Source organism: Pseudomonas sp. JL27(2026), from assembly GCF_056933555.1.
Genome location: NZ_CM167794.1, coordinates 5,743,161 through 5,763,073 on the forward strand (window position 1 = coordinate 5,743,161; position 19,913 = coordinate 5,763,073).

The 19,913-nt window shown below is 61.5% G+C and carries 22 protein-coding genes; 10 read left to right on the forward strand and 12 right to left on the reverse strand.

What is annotated here, in order from left to right; all coding sequences use genetic code 11:
• Positions 1–8 precede the first annotated feature (8 nt).
• Complete coding sequence (locus AC1Z1G_RS26335) at positions 9–473, forward strand: TIGR02444 family protein (protein WP_483623424.1); 465 nt, start codon at positions 9–11, stop codon at positions 471–473.
• On the opposite strand, the gene AC1Z1G_RS26340 is transcribed toward AC1Z1G_RS26335, so the two are convergent.
• Positions 470–1,426 carry an AlgP family protein gene (locus AC1Z1G_RS26340; RefSeq protein WP_483623425.1) on the reverse strand — a complete coding sequence of 319 codons (957 nt, stop codon included), beginning with the start codon at positions 1,424–1,426 and terminating at the stop codon, positions 470–472. The genes AC1Z1G_RS26335 and AC1Z1G_RS26340 overlap by 4 nt on opposite strands.
• A 192-nt stretch (positions 1,427–1,618) precedes the next feature.
• Between AC1Z1G_RS26340 and AC1Z1G_RS26345 the strand changes: the two genes are divergently transcribed.
• On the forward strand, positions 1,619–2,284 hold the full coding sequence (locus tag AC1Z1G_RS26345) for an FKBP-type peptidyl-prolyl cis-trans isomerase (protein ID WP_483623426.1): 666 nt from the start codon (positions 1,619–1,621) through the stop codon (positions 2,282–2,284).
• A 67-nt stretch (positions 2,285–2,351) separates the two neighbouring features.
• Here AC1Z1G_RS26345 and rsd read toward each other — a convergent pair whose 3' ends face one another.
• The 7 genes from rsd to AC1Z1G_RS26380 form a co-directional block, all read right to left on the reverse strand.
• A complete protein-coding gene (gene rsd / locus AC1Z1G_RS26350) occupies positions 2,352–2,810 on the reverse strand; it encodes a sigma D regulator (protein ID WP_483623428.1) in 459 nt (152 codons plus the stop codon).
• A 179-nt stretch (positions 2,811–2,989) separates the two neighbouring features.
• Positions 2,990–3,541: a disulfide bond formation protein B gene (locus AC1Z1G_RS26355; protein WP_483623429.1), complete on the reverse strand. Its 552-nt coding sequence runs from the start codon at positions 3,539–3,541 to the stop codon at positions 2,990–2,992.
• Between the two features lie 231 nt (positions 3,542–3,772).
• On the reverse strand, positions 3,773–5,011 hold the full coding sequence (locus AC1Z1G_RS26360) for a heme biosynthesis HemY N-terminal domain-containing protein (protein ID WP_483623430.1): 1,239 nt from the start codon (positions 5,009–5,011) through the stop codon (positions 3,773–3,775).
• The gene (locus tag AC1Z1G_RS26365) at positions 5,008–6,147 is read right to left on the reverse strand and encodes a uroporphyrinogen-III C-methyltransferase (protein ID WP_483623431.1); all 1,140 of its coding nucleotides are present in this window, start codon (positions 6,145–6,147) and stop codon (positions 5,008–5,010) included. Before AC1Z1G_RS26365 ends, AC1Z1G_RS26360 begins: the two co-directional genes overlap by 4 nt.
• Positions 6,148–6,163: 16 nt before the next feature.
• Entirely contained in the window at positions 6,164–6,928 is a 765-nt protein-coding gene (locus AC1Z1G_RS26370) for a uroporphyrinogen-III synthase (protein ID WP_483623433.1), read from the reverse strand.
• Positions 6,925–7,866: a hydroxymethylbilane synthase gene (hemC, locus tag AC1Z1G_RS26375; protein WP_483623435.1), complete on the reverse strand. Its 942-nt coding sequence runs from the start codon at positions 7,864–7,866 to the stop codon at positions 6,925–6,927. The genes AC1Z1G_RS26370 and hemC overlap by 4 nt, the downstream gene beginning before the upstream one ends.
• 137 nt (positions 7,867–8,003) lie before the next feature.
• Positions 8,004–8,750: a LytR/AlgR family response regulator transcription factor gene (locus AC1Z1G_RS26380; protein WP_483623436.1), complete on the reverse strand. Its 747-nt coding sequence runs from the start codon at positions 8,748–8,750 to the stop codon at positions 8,004–8,006.
• A 540-nt stretch (positions 8,751–9,290) separates the two neighbouring features.
• Here AC1Z1G_RS26380 and argH point away from each other — a divergent pair.
• Positions 9,291–10,685 (forward strand): argininosuccinate lyase, encoded by a 1,395-nt coding sequence (argH, locus tag AC1Z1G_RS26385; RefSeq protein ID WP_483623438.1) that lies wholly within the window; start codon positions 9,291–9,293, stop codon positions 10,683–10,685.
• Positions 10,686–10,810: 125 nt separating this feature from the next.
• Here the strand turns inward: argH and AC1Z1G_RS26390 are convergent, their stop codons facing one another.
• Positions 10,811–11,470 carry a glutathione S-transferase family protein gene (locus tag AC1Z1G_RS26390; protein WP_483623440.1) on the reverse strand — a complete coding sequence of 220 codons (660 nt, stop codon included), beginning with the start codon at positions 11,468–11,470 and terminating at the stop codon, positions 10,811–10,813.
• A gap of 124 nt (positions 11,471–11,594) precedes the next feature.
• Between AC1Z1G_RS26390 and AC1Z1G_RS26395 the strand changes: the two genes are divergently transcribed.
• The 3 genes from AC1Z1G_RS26395 to AC1Z1G_RS26405 all read left to right on the forward strand — a co-directional run bounded on the left by AC1Z1G_RS26395 (position 11,595) and on the right by AC1Z1G_RS26405 (position 15,442).
• The gene (locus AC1Z1G_RS26395; RefSeq protein WP_483623442.1) at positions 11,595–11,891 is read left to right on the forward strand and encodes a hypothetical protein; all 297 of its coding nucleotides are present in this window, start codon (positions 11,595–11,597) and stop codon (positions 11,889–11,891) included.
• Positions 11,892–12,179: 288 nt separating this feature from the next.
• Positions 12,180–12,425, forward strand: coding sequence for a TIGR02647 family protein (locus AC1Z1G_RS26400; protein ID WP_347902669.1), 246 nt, complete (start codon positions 12,180–12,182; stop codon positions 12,423–12,425).
• 170 nt (positions 12,426–12,595) lie between these two features.
• Positions 12,596–15,442 (forward strand): class I adenylate cyclase, encoded by a 2,847-nt coding sequence (locus AC1Z1G_RS26405; protein WP_483623444.1) that lies wholly within the window; start codon positions 12,596–12,598, stop codon positions 15,440–15,442.
• Between the two features lie 4 nt (positions 15,443–15,446).
• On the opposite strand, the gene rnk is transcribed toward AC1Z1G_RS26405, so the two are convergent.
• The 3 genes from rnk to cyaY all read right to left on the reverse strand — a co-directional run bounded on the left by rnk (position 15,447) and on the right by cyaY (position 16,601).
• Positions 15,447–15,863 (reverse strand): nucleoside diphosphate kinase regulator, encoded by a 417-nt coding sequence (gene rnk / locus AC1Z1G_RS26410; RefSeq protein WP_347902671.1) that lies wholly within the window; start codon positions 15,861–15,863, stop codon positions 15,447–15,449.
• A 173-nt stretch (positions 15,864–16,036) separates the two neighbouring features.
• Positions 16,037–16,264 carry a DUF1289 domain-containing protein gene (locus tag AC1Z1G_RS26415; protein WP_483623446.1) on the reverse strand — a complete coding sequence of 76 codons (228 nt, stop codon included), beginning with the start codon at positions 16,262–16,264 and terminating at the stop codon, positions 16,037–16,039.
• A gap of 4 nt (positions 16,265–16,268) precedes the next feature.
• Positions 16,269–16,601: an iron donor protein CyaY gene (gene cyaY, locus AC1Z1G_RS26420; RefSeq protein ID WP_347902673.1), complete on the reverse strand. Its 333-nt coding sequence runs from the start codon at positions 16,599–16,601 to the stop codon at positions 16,269–16,271.
• 334 nt (positions 16,602–16,935) lie between these two features.
• On the opposite strand from cyaY, the gene lptM reads away from it, so the two are divergent.
• Genes lptM through AC1Z1G_RS26440 form a run of 4 tightly spaced genes read left to right on the forward strand, consistent with a single transcriptional unit; the run spans position 16,936 to position 19,913 of the window.
• Positions 16,936–17,082 carry an LPS translocon maturation chaperone LptM gene (lptM, locus tag AC1Z1G_RS26425; RefSeq protein ID WP_347902674.1) on the forward strand — a complete coding sequence of 49 codons (147 nt, stop codon included), beginning with the start codon at positions 16,936–16,938 and terminating at the stop codon, positions 17,080–17,082.
• A gap of 9 nt (positions 17,083–17,091) precedes the next feature.
• On the forward strand, positions 17,092–18,339 hold the full coding sequence (gene lysA / locus AC1Z1G_RS26430) for a diaminopimelate decarboxylase (protein WP_483623447.1): 1,248 nt from the start codon (positions 17,092–17,094) through the stop codon (positions 18,337–18,339).
• 4 nt (positions 18,340–18,343) lie between these two features.
• Positions 18,344–19,174, forward strand: coding sequence for a diaminopimelate epimerase (gene dapF, locus AC1Z1G_RS26435; protein ID WP_483623449.1), 831 nt, complete (start codon positions 18,344–18,346; stop codon positions 19,172–19,174).
• 13 nt (positions 19,175–19,187) lie between these two features.
• A complete protein-coding gene (locus AC1Z1G_RS26440; RefSeq protein WP_483623451.1) occupies positions 19,188–19,913 on the forward strand; it encodes a DUF484 family protein in 726 nt (241 codons plus the stop codon).

A 19,913-nucleotide genomic window follows, 5' to 3' on the forward strand; every position in this document is an offset into this window, starting at 1 on the left:
GTAGGAATATGTCCTCTGACCTGTGGAGCTTCACCCTCAAGATTTACGCCCGCCCGGACGTTGAAAACGCCTGCCTGGCATTGCAGGCGCACGGCGCCAATGTTTGTCTGCTGCTGTGTGCGCTGTGGCTCGGTCAACGCGGCGTGGTCTGCAATGAACCGCGCCTGCATGCCCTTCGGGAGCTGGCCGGGGCCTGGCATGACGAGGTGGTGCAACCCCTTCGACAACTGCGCATGCAATGGAAAGCCGCCGCCCTTGAGGACGTCGAGTTGAGTACGTTGCGAGAACAGGTCAAGGCGCTGGAGCTGGAAGCCGAGCGGCAACTGTTGTTGCGCCTGGAGAACGCGACGCAGGCATGGCCGCAGGATCAGGCCGAGGATTCAGCCATTTGGCTGCTGAGACTGGCGGCCGAGGCCGGCCACCTGAACCGCGACGCGCTGCATCAGCTGCACGTCGCGGTGTCCGGCACTTAGGAAGCGCTGGTTGGGTTGCTGCTGGTGGCGGCAGCCGCTGGAGTAGCGGCGGGTGCTGGCGATGCGGCAGGCGCCGGTGTCGCTGGCTTGACTGCAGCGGTAGCCGTCGCCGGCTTGGCAGCGGCAGGCTTGGCAGCCACTGGCTTTTTCACGGCCGGTTTGGCCGCAGGCTTGGTTGCAGGTTTCGCGGCAGCGGGTTTCGCAGCAACAGGCTTCGAGGCGCTGGCAGTAGCCGGCTTCGCAGCAGCAGGTTTGGCCGGTGCTTTGACAGCAGGCTTGGCGGCGGCTTTAGCCACGGCAGGTTTTGCCGCTGGCTTGGCCGCAGGTTTTGCAGCAGCGGTTTTTGCCGCGGGTTTGCTCGCCGCTGCTTTTGCAGCCACAGGCTTGGCAACAGGCGTTTTAGCGGCAGGCTTTGCGGCGCTGGCAGCTGGTTTTTTTACCGCAGGTTTGGCGGCAGGCTTGCCTGGCGCTTTGGCGGCTGGTTTGGCAGCGGCCTTGGCCGGTGCTTTGGCGGCCGGTTTCTTGGCCGCAACTGCCGCCGCTGGCTTGGCCGAACGCAGGGTCAACACCTTGCCGACGGCTTCTTTCACGCGACCAACACCCTGGGCCAGTTTCAGGCTTTCCTGGGCGTCGCGCTTGAGTTGCAGAATGTAGGCGCGGGTCTCGGACTGACGATCCTTCAGCGCATCGAGCAACTCTTCAAGCTCTTTAACTGCGTCCTTGGCCTTGGCCTGTGCCTTGGCTTTGCCGGCCGCAGCTGCGTCCTGCAATTTGGTGCGCGACTTGTGCAGTTTTTCCTGTGCTTTACCGCGTTGCTTTTCCAGTTTGGCGAGCAGTTTTTCAGCATCAGCCAAGGCTTGGGAACAAGCGTTTTCCAAATGCTCGAGCAGGCTGCCCGAGAGCTGTTGGAGTAAGTGCAACGGAGTGTTTACGGGCTTCTTGGGGGCCGACATGGTTTACCTCCTGGCTGACGTGAGTGCGGCTCATACTAGACCTCTGCTGCTACCGCCGCTAGGTGATGTTGACAGTATCCAGGACGTTGCGTTGCAACGGATCGAAAATGTTCTGCGCATACGGCAAAGCAGTTCACCAGTCAGCGTATTCACACTGGCATAATCCCCCGCATCTCAGGCCGGAGAGTGCCCATGCCGCGTTACCTTTTTTTATCCCTGTGCGTGTTTTTTTCCGTTGCCCACGCGGCCGAAAAACCTGCCGAAAACGATGCCCATGATCTCGCTTACAGCCTGGGCGCAAGCCTGGGTGAGCGCCTGCGCCAAGAGGTCCCCGACTTGCAGATTCAGGCGTTGGTGGACGGATTGAAACAGGCTTATCAAGGCAAGCCCCTGGCCTTGAAAGACGAACGGATCGAGCAAATTCTCGCCGAGCACGAAGCGCAGGTTGCGGAAAAACCGGCAGTGCCGCAAAGCGAAATCGCCCTTGAAAAAGAACGCCGATTCATGGAGGCGGAGAAAGCCAAACCGGGTGTTCGCGAACTCGCCGATGGCATCCTGCTGACCGAGGAAACACCCGGCACCGGCGTGAAGGCCGGACCGAACGGACGCGTGCAAGTGCGTTACATCGGACGACTGCCGGACGGTACGGTGTTCGACCAGAACAGCCAGGCGCAGTGGTTCAACCTCGACAGCGTGATCAGCGGCTGGCGCAGTGCGCTTGCACAGATGCCGGTGGGCGCGAAGTGGCGGCTGGTGATTCCTTCGGCACAGGCCTATGGCGCCGACGGTGCCGGTGACTTGATCGCGCCTTACACCCCGCTGGTATTCGAAGTCGAGTTGCTGGGCGCAACGGGCTGAGAAACCCCGAGAACGAAAAACGGCGCGCATGGCGCACCGTTTCCAGGGTGTTGCAGACAGGGAGCACTCAGACCTGAACCGGAGTTTCTTCCTTGTGAGCGGTGTGCAGCACTTCGATCAGGCAGTCTTCCAGCTCGAAGCGTTCATGCAACAGGCCACCCAGTTTCTTGAACTCTTCGGCGACGCATTTGCCCGCATCGCAGAGGTCGTTGAACGCCAGGAGCTTTTCAGTGATGACATCGATGCGCGGGTAGATCGTTTCGGCCAACTCCAACCCTCGGGTGTCCCCAAAAGCCTTGGCTTCACCGGTCAGTTGTTCGTAAATTTCGAAATGCCCGGCCGACACGTAGTCAACCAGCACGCCACAAAATTCCTGCAAGGGCTTTCGGGTCTCTGCCAGTGCTTCTGGCTTGGCGCCGAGAGCATCATAGGCCCGAACCAGTTCGTGACGCTCCTGCAACCAACGGTCGATCAGCAGATGCACTCCACCCCAGCGTTCCTGAGCATTCTGACAACTTTCGAGCATGGTGATCTCTCTTCCCTTGTGGGTCATGCTGCCCTAAACCTGCCGCCGGATTCGAAAGATCGGGATTCGGTCAGGAAGAGCGCTATCGAGCAACATAATTCCAGTGACACGTGCGGGCCAGATTATGCCCGCACGACAACAGCTTCAAGTTACGCAGGAGATAATGTTCATACAAGTGTTTAATCGGTCGCCACCGCCCCATGCGACGACTCGCCGCTGGCTGACCGACGAACAGCAGGCCAGAGATGGCGCAACAGTTGGCAGCCCGCCAGAATCGTCATGCCGACAAAGAACAGCAGGCTCCATTCCGGCACGCTGAGGTCGAACAGCGTCCAGCTGATTTCCGTGCAGTCGGCCATGCCCTTGAAGGCCCGTTTCACCACACACAGCCAAGGCATATCGACGAAGACCGCTGCCTGGCCGGAGAGACACCCTTGCAGTTGCTGCCCCGGGTCACTTTGCAGCAACACCTGACGCGAGGCCGTCAGCATCCCGCCCAGGCAACTGAGCAAGCCAAGCAACCAGTAGAAGCCACTGCCCCGTTGCCGCGGCCCGTGCAAGGCGGCCACCAGGCAGGTGCCTGTAAACACCATCAGACAATAGCGCTGCACGCTGCACAGCGAGCAAGGCGCCAGCCCGACCGCATACTCCAGATAATACGAGGCGCCCAAGGCCAGGCTTGCGGCAATGAAAGCCATGAAAAACAAGGGACGTGAGCTGGCCAAAGACATGGCGTATCCGTAACAGAAGAGACAGGCAGTTACGGTAGAGGAAAGTCCGGCGGCCTTTCAAGGCAAGCCCCTGCCGACACTTCGCCAGGGGTGTAGGGAAATCCCGACGCAAACCCGAGGACTGAATGTAGTCGTCTGTAAGACGCTGCCTTCATGAGTGGGTACGGGTAAAAAATCTGCGGGGACAGAGCGGCGGACTGCCCGGTCGGATGATCCGGGCAGCCCCCTGCGTTACACGCGAGCAGGTACGGGCAGCGGTGCGGCCAGTAAACGCTCGTCCAGCAAGCCCAGGCCCTCCTGAAACAGCTGATTGCTGCGTTCGGTGTCGCCCAATTGCGCCAGCAACCTTGCCAGCTCGGCACAGGCTTCCGGGTTACGCTGCACGCGCAGGCTGCTTTCAAGGTAGTCGCGGGCCTTGCCCCACAAACTGTTTTGCAAGCACAGGCGGCCCAGGGTCAGCAACAGGCTCGGGTCGCCAGGATGCTCTTTCAGCCAGCCTTCGGCGGTTTGCAATTGCCGGGCAGGGTCTTTGCCGCGCAGCAACCCATAGAGGCGTGCCAGGTGGCTGTCGTAGTGACGCTTGAGCGCGCCGCGCAGGACATCCTCGGCCTCGGCCTCGGCACCCAGTTGTCGCAACTGCTCGGCATACGCCAGAACCAGTTGCGGCTCATGGCGTTGCGCCGACGTCAGTTGCTGCCAGGCACGGTTGAGTGACTGCAAACCGGCTACGCCTTCTTCTTCACGCTGAGCGGCCAGGGTGAGGTTTTCACCCCAGGCCCGGCGCTCCAGTTCGGCCAGTTCACTGGCCGGCAGCACCTTGTCCTTGCGCAACTCCGGCAACAGGCGAATCACCGCCGACCAGTCACCGCGCTGCTGGTGCAAGCGTTGTAACTGACGCAACACCTGCACGCTGCGAGGATGACGTTCGTGCATGGTTTGCAAGGTGACCAGTGCACCTTCGGTATCACCACGGTCGGTCTGTAATTGCGCATGGCTCAGGGCGATGGCCAGTTCGGCCTGGGGCTGACGCTCAAGCGCACGCGAAAGCAGGTTGTCGCTTTCCTCGAAATGACCTTGTTCATTGGCTGCCCGCGCGGCGCCCAAGTAGTACAACAGCGGCTGGCGCTCGGCTTCGGCGGCGCGGTGCAAATATTTCTGGGCACTGGCCCAGCGCCCTTCGGCCAGGTCCAGTTGACCGTGTTCGATTGCCACCTGCACACGACGGCTGCGGTTACGCCGCGACCATGGATTGACCACGCCGGTGGAGGTCGTCACCAGTTCGATCAGTGCCTTGACGCCCCAATACAGCAGCCAGACAAGCGAGATCACCAGCAGCGATGCCCACAGGCTCGACTCGTAGCGAAAGCCTTTGTAGGCGATTAGCACGTAACCCGAATGTTGGGCAATGGCCAACCCGAGCACGCCCGATACTGCGATCACCAGGAACAACAGCACATACAAGCGCTTCATGGGCTGGTCCCCTGTGTGGCTCCCTCAGCCGGTTTGGCGAGCGGTTTTACCGAGTCTTCAGCGCTGATGTTGCGACGCGCAAGGTAAGCCTGGACGCTGGCCAGCGTACCGGCCAGGTCCGGCGTGACCACCGTCACCGGCAGCTTGCTCAACTCGTCGACCCGTTCGAGCATCACTTTGCTTTGCGGGTTGTCCTTGTTGAAGCTGTCCTTGAGCACATCACGCGCTTCTGCCATGGCCTGGGTATAAACCGGCGCCTGGCCATTGAGAGCCGCCCATTGCGCCTGCTCCAGCGACAGGCTGAGGGCCAGGCGCACCTGCGCCAGGCTCTGCCCCGCCAGCAATGGACGAATGTTCTTGTCGGCATCGAAATCAATGCGGATGTACCGCGAAATCTGCTCCCACCACTGCGACCAGCGACTGGCACCGTCGCCATCGGCGGTCAGGCCCACCAGCGAGTCGCCGCGCTCATGGTATTCAGGCGCCAGCTCGGTCAGCTCCAGCACCTGGTCGCGCAGCGCACCCAGTTGCAAAAACAGCCCGGTGCGGTCCGGCTGCTCGGTGCTGCGCAGTGCTGCGAGGCTTTTGGCAATCTGCTCGCGGGCGGCGAATGAACCCGGATCGTTTTGTTCGCGAAGGATGTCATCGGCGCCCTGCACCAATGCCTGGGCACTGCTGATGTCTTGCAAGGCTGACAGGCGCAGGCTGGCCAGGCGCAATAAATGCTCGGCCTCGGCCAGGCGCCAATCCTTGCGGCTGGCGCCCAGGACGGTTTCCAGACGCTGATTCAGACGTTGCTGATCGCCTTGCAACTGCGTCACCAGACGTCGCCGCTCTTCCAGTTCTTCGGCGGCCGGCAGTAACTCAAGGCGCGCCGTAAGGCGCTGCTCGCTGAGTTTGAGGCTTTGCGCCTGATCGCTCAGGGTCTGCAGTTGGCTCAACTGCTGCTGGTTGTTGGTCTGCAGCATACGAACCTGCCAGATCCCCCAGCCGCCAGCGGCAACGCCCGCAGCGCCAATCAGCAGCGCCAGAATCGCCAACCCATTGCCTCGACGCGGCTCGGGAGTCTTCGCAGTTTCAACCGGCGCATCGAGCACGGGCTGGGCTTCATCTTTGGGCAAGACTGTTTCGCTCACGTATCCATCCTTTGCATTAGAGAACGGGCCGGGTTTCCCGCAACGCCGTCAGCAAGGCCACGGCACTCGCGCCGCGACAATCCACAACTGTTTGGGCCCCGGCGGCACGCGCCATCTCGGCAACCCGCGGGCTTGGAACAAACAACGGCAACCGCGCCAATTCGGGCCAGGCGTTGCCGGCCAATTGGCGCAAGTGCTCAAAACCCTGTCCACTGCTGACCACCAGGCCGTTCAAGCGTTCCGCCGCGATACGCTGCGCCAACACCTGGGGCGCATAAGCCGGCAGCCCGCGACGGTACAACTCCAGATAATCGACACTAGCACCTGAGGCGCGCAAACGCTCAGCCAGCAGTTCGCGTCCACCCTCGCCGCGCACAATCAACACGCGCGCATCGGGCCGCGCGACAGCCTCGCGCAATTGAACCAGTTCAAGCAAGGCCTCGCTGTCATCGCCCTCTGGCGGGCAGCAGACATCCAGACCGTGCCCGGCCAGGATCTGCGCCGTCGCCGCGCCGACACTGAACCAGCACTGGCGCGGCGGTTGCGGCCAATGCCGCGCGACCTGTTCAACCACCAACCGGGCGGCTGGCTTGCTGACCACGATCACTGCGCAATACGCATCGAGGTCCTGAATGATTGCCTGCTGTACACCAACGACCGGCAACGCTTCGATTTCCAGCAAGGGCAGGCTGCTGCTGAACACGCCGGCCTCAGTCAGAACCGCGGCCAGCGCCGTCGACTCGTCGGTGGGACGGGTCAGCAGCAGACGCCAGCCGATCACTGCGGATCGGCCTCGCCATACACGGCGCGCAGGATGTCATCGGCGCCCTGAGCCAGCAGGTCTTCGGCAACCTTCACCCCCAGCGCCTCGGCCGCACTTTGCGGGCCACGAATCTCAGCACTCAGCAGCAGGCCACCTTTCGGATCACCCACCAGGCCGCGCAGCCAGATTTGCTCGCCTTCCAGCACCGCATAACAAGCGATCGGCACCTGGCAGCCACCATTGAGGTGCTTGTTCAGGGCACGCTCTGCTGTGACACGCGTGGCGGTGTCCTGGTGATGCAGGGGCGCGAGCAACGCGTGGATCTCGCTGTCGGCACTGCGGCATTCGATGCCGACCGCGCCTTGCCCGCCTGCCGGCAGGCTATCTTCGACACTGATCGAGGAGCGGATGCGGTCTTCGAAGCCCAGACGGATCAAACCGGCGGCCGCGAGGATGATCGCGTCGTACTCGCCGGCATCGAGCTTGGCCAGACGGGTGTTGACGTTGCCACGCAGGAAGCGGATTTCCAGGTCCGGGCGACGGGTCAGCAACTGGGCCTGACGACGCAGGCTGGAGGTGCCGACCACACTGCCCTGAGGCAGCTCATCAAGGCTGGCGTAAGTGTTGGAAACGAAGGCGTCACGAGGGTCTTCGCGCTCGCAGATGCAGAACAGGCCGAGGCCTTCGGGGAAGTCCATCGGCACGTCTTTCATGGAGTGCACGGCGATGTCGGCTTCGTTGTCGAGCAGCGCGGTTTCCAGTTCTTTGACGAACAGGCCCTTGCCACCGATTTTCGACAGCGGGGAGTCGAGCAGCTTGTCGCCGCGACTGACCATGGGCACCAGCGTCACGAGCAGGCCCGGGTGAGCCTCCTCCAGACGAGCCTTGACGTATTCGGCCTGCCACAAGGCCAGGGCACTTTTGCGGGTAGCGATGCGGATTTCGTGAGGGGACATGGATCAATCCGTACTGAATAGATACGGCGGATAATAACAGCTCAGCCAAATCCGCTTTGACTTGTATCAGAAACCGGGTGGCCTCCCTGGCCTGGCCTGTCTGGCGACAGGGCTGTGATCCGCGCTCAGAACCCGGACTAAAGCTGTTGCATCATCTTGCGCACGCCGGCGACATGGCGGCGACTGACAATCAGGGCGTCACCATTGAGGCCTTTGAGAAATAGCTGAAAATGCCCCAGCGGCGTGCGTTGCAGCCTCTCGATGCGCTCGCGGGCCACCAACGCATTGCGGTGGATACGCACAAAGCGATCACCGAATTCGTCTTCCAGGGCCTTGAGCGGTTCATCCAGCAGGACCTCGCCACCCTCATGACGCAAGGTCACGTATTTGTGGTCGGCGATAAAGTAGATCACCTGATCCAGCGGAATCAGCTCGATGCCCTTACGGGTTCGCGCGCTGATGTGACTGCGTGGGCCACTGCCGGTTTCGGCAGCCGGGCGCGTCAGGGCAGCCAGTTGCACACGGTTGGGCCGTTCGGCTTTTCTCAGGGCTTCAAGCAATAGCTCGGCGCGTACCGGTTTGCTCAGGTAGCCCACCGTGCTGGCTTGGAAGGCATCCAGGGCGAACTCACTGTCGGCGGTGCAAAACACCACTGCCGGCGGGGTCTCGCGCTCACACAAACGTGCGGCCACCTGCAAACCGTCGAGGCCCGGCATGCGGATGTCGAGCAGCACGATATCCGGTTTCAGGCTGTCGATCAGGGCCAACGCCTCGTCGCCATTGGTGGCGCTCGGCTCCAGGACACTGTATCCCTCGAGTTCGCTGACCATACGGCTCAGACGCTCGCGGGCTAGGGGTTCGTCATCAACGATCAGGACATTCATATAGCGCTGGATTCCTGCGTGAGTCTCGCACAAGGGTAACGTAGACAGGTGAAGTGACGTCCGTCACCGCGATCCACGCTAAGACTAGCGCGAGGGCCAAAAAGTGCCGCATGTCGGGCAGCAATATTTACCCGTGCCTGTTCCATGCCGCTCGATAATCGCTGTGCCTCGACGGCGTTGCAGGGCTTGCCAATACACACGATGAACACCCCTTTATGGAATCGCCACCTGGCCGCTGACCTGAGCATGGGCGTTTGCGGGCGCCATTGCGAGGTGTGCAGCGTTATCCGGTAGCGCTTGTGGTGTCGGTTGCAGAACCCGCAAATGTGCGGCTCCTTCTGTCCAACTGTAGACGTTCGCCGGGACGACATTGCCCATTCGGAAAATATCGTTGCGTGAAACCGGCAACGGTTCGTCGAGTATGGTCGGTCGAATGAGAAAAAATCGTACCGACCAGTGTCAACGACACGATTGGCAACCCTGTTATTATCCGCGGCAAGTTTTCACGCCATCTTTCTTCAGCCGATCACGAGCGAATTCATGAGCACTGACAAGACCAATCAGTCCTGGGGCGGCCGCTTCAGTGAACCCGTCGACGCCTTCGTCGCCCGCTTCACCGCCTCCGTCACTTTCGACCAGCGCCTGTATCGCCACGACATCATGGGCTCGATCGCCCACGCCACCATGCTGGCCAAGGTCGGCGTGCTGACCGATGCCGAGCGCGACAGCATCATCGACGGCCTGAAGACCATCCAGGGCGAAATCGAGGCCGGCACCTTTGACTGGCGCATCGACCTCGAAGACGTGCACATGAACATCGAAGCACGCCTGACCGATCGCATCGGTGTCACCGGTAAGAAGCTGCACACCGGCCGCAGCCGTAACGACCAGGTCGCGACCGATATCCGCCTGTGGCTGCGCGACGAGATCGACCTGATCCTGGGCGAAATCACCCGTCTGCAAAAAGGCCTGCTGGAGCAGGCCGAGCGCGAAGCCGACACCATCATGCCGGGCTTCACCCACCTGCAAACCGCCCAGCCCGTGACCTTCGGTCATCACCTGCTGGCCTGGTTCGAAATGCTCAGCCGCGACTACGAGCGCCTGGTCGACTGCCGCAAGCGCACCAACCGCATGCCATTGGGCAGCGCCGCTCTGGCCGGCACCACGTACCCGATCGACCGCGAACTGACCGCCCAATTGCTGGGTTTCGATGCAGTGGGTGGCAACTCCCTGGACAACGTCTCGGATCGCGATTTCGCCATCGAATTCTGCTCGGCCGCCAGCATCGCGATGATGCACCTGTCGCGCTTCTCAGAAGAATTGGTGCTGTGGACCAGCGCCCAGTTCCAGTTCATCGATCTGCCCGACCGCTTCTGTACCGGCAGCTCGATCATGCCGCAAAAGAAAAACCCGGACGTTCCGGAACTCGTGCGCGGTAAAAGCGGCCGGGTGTTCGGCGCCCTGATGGGCCTGCTGACCCTGATGAAAGGCCAGCCACTGGCCTACAACAAGGACAATCAGGAAGACAAGGAACCGCTGTTCGACGCCGCCGACACCTTGCGTGATTCGCTGCGGGCCTTTGCCGACATGATTCCGGCGATCAAGCCAAAGCACGCCATCATGCGTGAAGCGGCGCTGCGCGGTTTCTCCACCGCCACCGACCTCGCCGACTACCTGGTACGTCGTGGCCTGCCGTTTCGTGACTGCCACGAGATCGTCGGTCATGCCGTGAAATACGGCGTGGACAGCGGCAAGGACCTGGCGGAGATGAGCCTGGAAGAACTGCGCAAATTCAGCGACCAGATCGAGCAGGACGTGTTCGCCGTACTGACCCTGGAAGGTTCGGTGAATGCCCGTAACCACATCGGCGGTACCGCGCCGGCACAGGTGAAGGCCGCCGTAGTGCGCGGCCAGGCGCTGCTGGCCAGCCGCTAAATCGCTAAAAGCTTCGTCGGCCCCCGCCCGGAGCAGGCTCGCACCCACATTGGATCGTGTTGAACACACCAAACCCTGTGGGAGCGAGCCTGCTCGCGATGACTGACGTCAGATCACTACAAGACTTACTTCCTGGAAGCGATCATCGCCAGAAACCCTGGCATCGCCGCTGCCTTATCAGCCGCAATACGCTTGGCATGCGGCGTCTGCTCCAGCCGTTCGAGCAACGCCCGGGCAGCCGGCAGATCGGCCAGCAGGTCCAGATCAAACAACTTCTTGCCGACCGCACAGGCCAGGCTGATGCTGTACAGGAAATACAGATCCGCCACGCTCAGCGTCTCCCCCGCCACGTAAGGTGCAAACTTGCCGTGGCGCCCCAACGAGGCAATCCCGGCGAGCAATTCGACCCTGGATTTTTCCTTGATCGCCTCGGGCACCGACATGCCGAAGAACGCCTCAGGAAAACAGGCCCGCGTCGGCAGCTCGATGTACAACTCGATTTCCTTGGCCAGCGCCAGCACTTGAGCGCGCTCGAACGGGGTCTTGGGCAACAGCGCAGGGCCTGCCTGGGAGTCTTCGAGGTATTGCAGGATCACGCTGGTTTCGTTGACATACCCCTGCTCGACACCCAGCACCGGCATTTTGCCACGCGGGCTGATCGCCAATGATTCAGGGCTCTGGTCGGGATAGAACGGCACTTCCTCGAAAGGCAGACCCTTCTCCAGCAACGCATGCTTGACCATGTTGTAGTAGTTACTGACCGAAAATCCATAAAGCTTGAGCATCACATAGCCTCCAGGCCGTGCAGGGGTTGGCAGCGCCAAGTTATAGAACGTAGACGCACTTCCCGCCAGCAGCATCACCACGTCGAATGCAGGTAAACTGGCGCCTTTCCTTGAGGAGCCTGCCATGAGCGAGCCAACCCCCGGCACCAACAACGACGACAGCGACGAAGAAGCGTTCGCCGAAACCACGCTGATCGAAGCGATCGAGAACCAGATCGAAAGCGATAACCCGCCTGCCGCCAAGGCCACCTTCAACAAGCTGACCCTGGTGGGTTATGAGCGTGAGGAAATCCTGCAACTGATGGCTCACGTTTTGGCCGTGGAAATCGACGCTATCCTCGAAGAAGACCGCGCGTTCGATACCCAATGGTACGAAACCGCCTTGCGCGCACTGCCAGAGCTGCCGCCCGAAAAGAAATAACCCTCCATCACGTGGGCACGGCTCTCCTTGTGGCGAGGGAGCTTGCTCCCGCTGGGCAGCAAAGCGGCCCCGAGTTCTGCAAGCACATTTCGTCAGACGCACTGCATCCAGCGATTTTGCGATCGCTTCGCAGTCGAGCGCGAGCAAGCTCCCTCGCCACTGGTACTGCGCCTGCCCGCACGTACTGCTACCCTGCGACGAAATGCTCTAAGCCAACACTGGACAGGCCGCCCGAGTGCGTTCACTTTAGGGGCGCTGTCATCTATTCCTAGAAAGTCTGGAGTCCTTATGTCGCTTACCCCTGAGCTGGTTGCCGAACTGGAAATCCTTGCACTCTTCAACCTGGACAGTTCCCAGGAAGGTTTGAAAATTCATCAGACCGCTGCCCCGAAAGCCATTGCCGCCGCACAACGCCTGTTCGACAAAGAGCTGATCACCCAAGCCGATGGTGGCTACCTGACCAGCCTGGGCCGTGATGCCGCGCAAAATGTGCAAACGCTGCTGACCATCCTGTCCGTCGAAGAAACCGCCTGACGGCCATCGCATCGCCCACGGAACTCCCTGCGCGGGATTTCCGCGGGCAGACTGTCTCCCACCGGTAGAAATCTGGCGCCAGAAATCAAAATTCAGCTTAAATGTCCCCGGCAGGAGGCGCTAAACTGCTCACCGCCCCCGACGAGCACCGCGAACCGGTTTGAGCTGACATGACCCGCACCCACGAAATCCGCCCTGATCTGGACGAGGGAATCGACCGCAAGGTTCTCAGCCAGTTGCGCGCGCGCTTTCTGAAGCTCAATGACGGCCGCATGGCCCGGGCCATGGAAGGGTTGTCGACCCGCCAGCAAGGCGTCCTGACCCTGTTGCCGTTGTTTTTCCACGTCAATCACCCGCTGCTGCCGGGCTACGTTTCAGGCAGCACGCCGGCTGGCCTGTCGAATTTCGAACCTGACGCCAACGCCCTCGCCGAAGCCCAGCGCCTGACACGCTCGTTCTCCTACAAGGCTCGCCACGGCAACCCGCCACAGCCGATTCACGGGTTGTTCCTGATGGGCAGCCTCGGCACCCTCGCCCAGGCTGACCAGAGCGACATGGACGTGTGGGTCTGCCACGCACCGGACCTTGCCGACAACGAACTCGCCGAACTGCGCAAAAAGTGCCAGTTGCTGGAGGTCTGGGCCGCCAGTCAGGGCGCCGAAGCGCATTTCTTCCTGATCGAGCCGCAACGGTTTGTACGCGGCGAGCGTGACACCCAACTGAGTTCCGACGACTGCGGCACCACCCAGCACTACTTGCTGCTGGATGAGTTCTACCGCACCGCGATCTGGCTGGCCGGGCGCACACCGATCTGGTGGCTGGTGCCGGTCTACGAAGAAGCCAACTACCAGCAGTACACCCACACGCTGCTGTCCAAGCGGTTTATCCGCGCCGACGAAACCCTCGACCTCGGTCACCTGGCGCATATTCCGCCGGGCGAGTTTATCGGTGCCGGGCTCTGGCAGCTGTTCAAAGGCATTGAGTCACCCTACAAGTCGGTGCTCAAACTGCTGCTGACCGAGGTCTACGCCAGTGAACACCCGAAGGTCCAATGCCTGAGCCTGCGTTTCAAGCAGGCGGTGTTCGCCCATCGTCTCGATCTGGATGAGTTGGACCCGTACATCATGGTGTACCGGCGCATCGAGGAATACCTCACGGCCCGAGGCGAACCGGAGCGGCTGGAGCTGGTACGGCGCGCCCTTTACTTGAAGGTCAACCGCAAGCTCACCGGCAACAGTGCCCGCAACCAGAGCTGGCAACGCGCATTGCTGGAGCGACTGGCCCATGAGTGGGGCTGGGACCAGCGTCAACTGGCACAGCTCGACAGCCGCAGCCAATGGAAAGTCCGTCAGGTCAGCGCCGAACGCCGGGCACTGGTCAATGAGCTGAACTACAGCTACCGCTTCCTGACGCAGTTCGCCCGCACCGAGCAAACGCTCAGCCTGATCAACAAACGCGACCTCAATGTGCTCGGGCGTCGGCTGTATGCGGCCTTCGAGCGCAAGGCCGACAAGATCGAATTCATCAACCCTGGCATCGCCCCGGACCTGGCCGAAGACACCCTGACGCTGGTCCAGTCGCCGAACAAGAAAGAACCGGGGCAAAGCCACTGGGGACTGTACAACGGCAGCCTGGGCGCACTGGAGTGGGAGCATTTCGCGCCGATCAAGCGCAGCCGCGAATTGCTGGAGCTGCTGACCTGGTGCCATCGCAACGGCGTGATCGACAGCAGCACCCGCCTGGCACTGCACCCCGGCGACAGCGACTTGAGCGAGTTTGAACTGTTCAACCTGCTCGGCAGCCTGCAACAGTCAGTCGCCCTGCCCTTGAGCACTGTCGGCGAAGAACAGTTGCTGCACGCCAGCGTCCCCAGCGAAGTGTTGATCCTGGTGAATGTCGGGGTCGACCCGCTCAAGCATCACCGTGACCTGAACATCCTGATGACCACCGAGCGCACTGACTCGCTGAGCTACGCAGGGGTGCGCGAGAACCTGGTGCTGACCCTCGATCAGGTCACGCTCAATAGCTGGAATGAAGTGCTGGTCAGCCGCTACGACGGCCCGCACGCCCTGCTCGACTGCCTGCGCGATTACCTCAACAACCTGCCCGATGGCCCGCATCAACCCCGACTGCGGGTGCGTTGCTTCTGCCACAACCGGGCGCAATTCATTGCCCTGCGCGTCGAAGAAGTCCTCGATACCGCGCAAAACCTGTTGCTGAGCAAGCTCAACCACCGCTACCTGATTCAGGTCCAGCAGCATTACCACGTGCTGGAACTGGTGCCTGGCCAGGTCCACCACGTTGCACTGGCCAGCCTGCCCGCGCTGCTCGATTACCTGGGGGAAACACTGCCCCGCTACAGCCCGCTGCAACTGGACCCGATGGCGCTGGAAGACCACGACCTGGCGCTGATCCTGCCCATGGGCCAGCCCGAGTGCATTCAAGTGTTCTACCGGATCAACGAGGCCCACGCCGAACTGTATGTGCTGGATGAGTTCAATGCCCTGTGGCAACAGCGCCAGCCATACCACGACGAACAGAGCCTGCTGGTGCCGATGCAGCGCTTCCTGCAATCGATCCTGTTCCGGCGCGACGCGTTGCTGCCGATGGACCCCGCGCAACCGGTCGCGACCCTGGACACCCTGTATTACCAGGTCTTGCCATCAGGCACCGCGCGGGCCCGGCGTGTCGAGCCGCGACCCACGCCACAAACACCGGTGAACAAGCCGTTTTATGACGTGCAGGCGATTATCGGCAAAGCCGCACCGGGGCAGGTGCAGGTCACCCTGTATTGCAATCAGCGAGAGTTTTCGGAGCTGGAGCACGGCGACCAGCTCTTCGCGGTGGTCGCCCGGGAGATCGTCGAGCAGCGTCGGGAAGTAGAACGGTATCGCTGCTACATCACCGACCTGGACTTGTCCGGGCTGCTCGGTGACGGGCAGAGTTCAAGCAATCTTTACCTGCGCTACAAGGCCGACCTGGAGCGCGCACTGAACGAGGCGCTCGAACAGGCCTGAGGGGTCAGAGGTGGTATTCACCGGCCGCTTCCGGCTGGTATTCCACTTCAATCAGTTCAAGTTTCAAGGTCTTGCCACCCGGCGCCGGCCAATCGATGTGCTGGCCTGCCTGCAAGCCGAGCAAGGCGCTGCCTACCGGCGCCAGAATCGAAATTTTGCCTTCGTCGGCATTGGCGTCCTGCGGGTACACCAGGGTCAGGTGGTAGTCCTTGCCGCTGCTTTGTTCACGGCAATGCACGCGTGAATTCATGGTCACGACACCGGCAGGCACTTCCTCGTGACCCACCACAGTTTCAGCGCGATCAAGCTCGGCTTGCAACGCAACAGCACCCGGCGGCAACGGCTCGTCCAGGCTATCGATCAAACGTTCCAGACGCTGCACGTCCAGGCGGGTAAGGATGATGGAAGGTGCGGTGGTCATGATTCAGGCAGACTCCTTTTTTCTGCACGACAAAAGCAAAACCCCGCCAGAAATAGGCGGGGTTTTCACGGGCCTCGATGAGTTGAGGCGTACCCGGACACTATCACAGCTCACTAAATATACAAGTCAGCGGGCGGCAGAGCTGCCGTGTGGCACGGGGACAAGCCTTGCGCCTACCGGGAGGGGGACAGGTGTTTGCGCCGCGCGGCCTGGGCGCAAATCACCCGGCGCCGTTCGTCGTCGGCCGAGCGCCATTCGCGAATGTCCTCGACGTGACGAAAACAGCCCAGGCAGACCTTCTGTTCATCCAGCCGGCACACGTTGGTGCACGGTGAGGGCACCGCCTGACTGACGTTACTGTACAACGGCTTTGGCGGGCGAACGGGCGCGGCATCGGTCACGGTGTTACAGACCTTCGAAATCGAGTTTGGCACCGGCCTGCTGACCGACGATGCGCTCAAGCATCTCGCCCAGTTGCTCTTCGCTCTTGTCGCACATCCAGCGTTCGCTTTCTTCGTCGTAGTCGAAGTGGAAACCGCCGGACACCGCCGCCAGCCACAACTGACGCAACGGCTCCTGACGACTGAAGATCAGCTGGCTGCCGCTGTCGAACTTGACGGTGAGTACACCGGCCGAGCTTTCCAGATCGATATCCAGGCCACTCTCATCGAAAATATCCTCCAGCATTTGCTGGGTAGCATCGACCAGATCGTGGAAACGGGCTTCAGTCAAACTCATTGCAGGAACCTCAAAAAGTGTCTACTTACGCTCAAGCGCCGCAAGATACGGCCGAGCCCCGGCGATTGCAAAGGATACCGACCAGGCGCCCGTCCGACAGGGCACGAAACCTGTGGGAGCGAGCCTGCTCGCGATGAGGCCATCATCTTCAACATCAATGTTGGCCGACACTCCGCCTTCGCGAGCAGGCTTGCTCCCACAGGGGTTGCAGTTCAGCCCTCGACTTACTCAGCAAAGAAGCAAAGCCCCGCTGGACGGGAACCCCGTCACATAGGCAAGCTGACGGGTGGCCGGTATACTCCGGCGCAATTAACGCATTTTCAAGGATTTCGCCATGAAGCGCCTGATCTCTTCCCTTGCTGCGCTTGTCGCGGTTGCTTGCCTTGTCACTGCCTGTGGTCAAAAAGGCCCGCTGTTTCTTCCAGATGACAGCAAATCCCCAAATGACCAGGCGAAGTCGCAATCGCACAAACACGCTTAAGGGAACACCATGGACGCTTTTAACTACCGTGGCGGTGAGCTGTTCGCGGAAGGGGTTGCCCTGTCCGCCATCGCTGAGCGCTTCGGCACGCCGACCTATGTTTACTCCCGCGCCCACATCGAAGCCCAGTACCTGGCGTACGCCGATGCCCTGGCCGGCACACCGCACCTGGTGTGCTACGCGGTCAAGGCCAACTCCAACCTGGGCGTACTGAATGTCCTGGCGCGTTTGGGCGCCGGTTTCGACATCGTTTCCCGTGGCGAGCTGGAACGTGTTCTGGCCGCTGGCGGCCAGCCCGACAAGATCGTGTTCTCCGGTGTCGGCAAGACCCGTGACGACATGCGCCGGGCGCTTGAAGTCGGCGTGCACTGCTTCAACGTCGAATCCACCGACGAACTCGAGCGCCTGCAACTCGTGGCTGCCGAGCTGGGTGTTCGCGCTCCGATTTCCCTGCGTGTGAACCCGGACGTCGATGCTGGCACCCACCCGTACATTTCTACCGGCCTTAAAGAAAACAAGTTCGGCATTGCCATCGCCGACGCTGAAGACGTGTACATCCGCGCCGCACAACTGCCGAACCTGGAAGTCGTGGGCGTGGATTGCCACATCGGCTCACAACTGACCACCCTGCCTCCGTTCATCGATGCCCTCGACCGCTTGCTGGCACTGATCGACCGCCTCGGCGATTGCGGCATCTACCTGCGCCACATCGATCTGGGTGGTGGCTTGGGCGTACGTTATCGCGATGAAGAGCCGCCATTGGCTGGCGACTACATCAAAGCCGTGCGCGAGCGCATCGACGGCCGCGACCTGGCGCTGGTGTTCGAGCCGGGCCGCTTCATCGTTGCCAACGCCGGCGTGTTGCTGACCCAGGTCGAGTACCTCAAGCACACCGAACACAAAGACTTCGCCATCGTCGACGCGGCCATGAACGACCTGATCCGCCCGGCGCTGTATCAAGCCTGGATGGACGTCACCGCCGTGCGCCCCCGTGAGACGCAAGCTCGCGCCTACGACATCGTCGGGCCGATCTGCGAGACCGGTGATTTCCTTGCCAAGGATCGTCAGTTGGCGCTGGAAGAGGGCGACTTGCTGGCCGTGCATTCGGCCGGTGCCTACGGGTTTGTCATGAGTTCCAACTACAACACGCGCGGCCGTGCCGCCGAAGTGCTGGTGGACGGTGACCAAGCGTTTGAAGTGCGTCGCCGCGAGACGGTAGCCGAGTTGTTTGCTGGCGAAAGCCTGCTGCCGGAGTAAAACCATGCTGCTGCGTTTTACCAAGATGCACGGCCTGGGCAATGACTTCATGGTTCTCGACCTGGTCAGCCAGCACGCGCACATCCTGCCCAAGCACGCAAAGCTTTGGGGCGACCGCCACACCGGTATCGGTTTCGACCAATTGTTGATCGTCGAAGCGCCGAGCAACCCGGACGTGGATTTCCGTTACCGGATCTTCAACTCCGACGGTTCCGAAGTCGAACAGTGCGGCAACGGTGCGCGCTGCTTTGCGCGCTTCGTACTCGACAAACGCCTGACCACCAAACGGCAGATCCGCGTCGAAACCAAAAGCGGTGTGATCGAGCTGGATGTTCGCAGCGACGGGCAGATCAGCGTCAACATGGGCGCGCCGCGCCTGGTGCCGGTCGACATTCCCTTCGTGGCCGACGCACAAGCCTTGAGCTACCCGGTCGAGGTCGACGGCCAGACCGTCGAACTGGCGGCGGTGTCCATGGGCAACCCGCACGCCGTGCTGCGCGTCGACGACATCAACACGGCGCCGGTGCATGAGCTGGGGCCGAAAATCGAACACCACCCGCGCTTCCCGGCGCGGGTCAATGTCGGCTTTCTCCAGGTCATCGACCGAAGCCGTGCACAATTGCGTGTGTGGGAACGCGGCGCCGGGGAAACCCAGGCCTGCGGGACCGGTGCCTGTGCAGCGGCAGTGGCCGCGATCAGCCAGGGGTGGATGGATTCGCCGCTATTGATCGACCTGCCTGGCGGGCGCCTGTCCATTGAGTGGGCGGGCCCTGGCCAACCGGTGATGATGACCGGCCCGGCAATGCGCGTATACGAAGGACAGGTGCGTCTTTGAGTGAGCGAAATCCATGACTGATCAGCCTCAGGTTCCAGCCCCACAGCCCGACGAACTCCTTGGCGAAAGCCTGGAGGCGGCGGCCGTTGCCGCGTACCTGGAGGCTCATCCGGATTTCTTCGTCAACCACGAAGACCTGCTCGCAACGTTGCGCCTTCCGCATCAGCGCGGTGACACCGTGTCGCTGGTGGAGCGGCAGATGAAAATCCTGCGCGAGCGCAACATCGAGATGCGCCATCGCCTCTCGCACCTGATGGACGTGGCGCGGGACAACGACCGGCTCTTTGACAAGACTCGCCGCCTGATTCTCGCGCTGATGGACGCCAACAGCCTTGAAGATGTGGTCATCAGCGTCGAAGACAGCCTGCGCCAGGACTTCCAGGTGCCCTTCGTCAGCCTGATCCTGTTCAGCGACGAGGCCATGCCGGTCGGTCGCTGGGTCAGCAGCGCCGACGCGCACAAAGCCATCGGTGGCTTGCTGTCGGAGGGCAAAAGCGTCAGCGGCAGCCTGCGTGAACATGAGCTGGACTTTCTGTTTGGCGAAGAACAACGCCAGCAGATCGGCTCCACCGCCGTGGTCACCCTCAGCCACCAGGGTTTGTACGGCGTGCTGGCCATCGCCAGTCGCGATCCACAGCACTACAAAAGCTCGGTGGGCACGCTGTTCCTGAGTTACATCGCCGAAGTCATGGGCCGCGTGCTGCCACGGGTCAACACCTCGCTGCGCTCGGTACGCTGA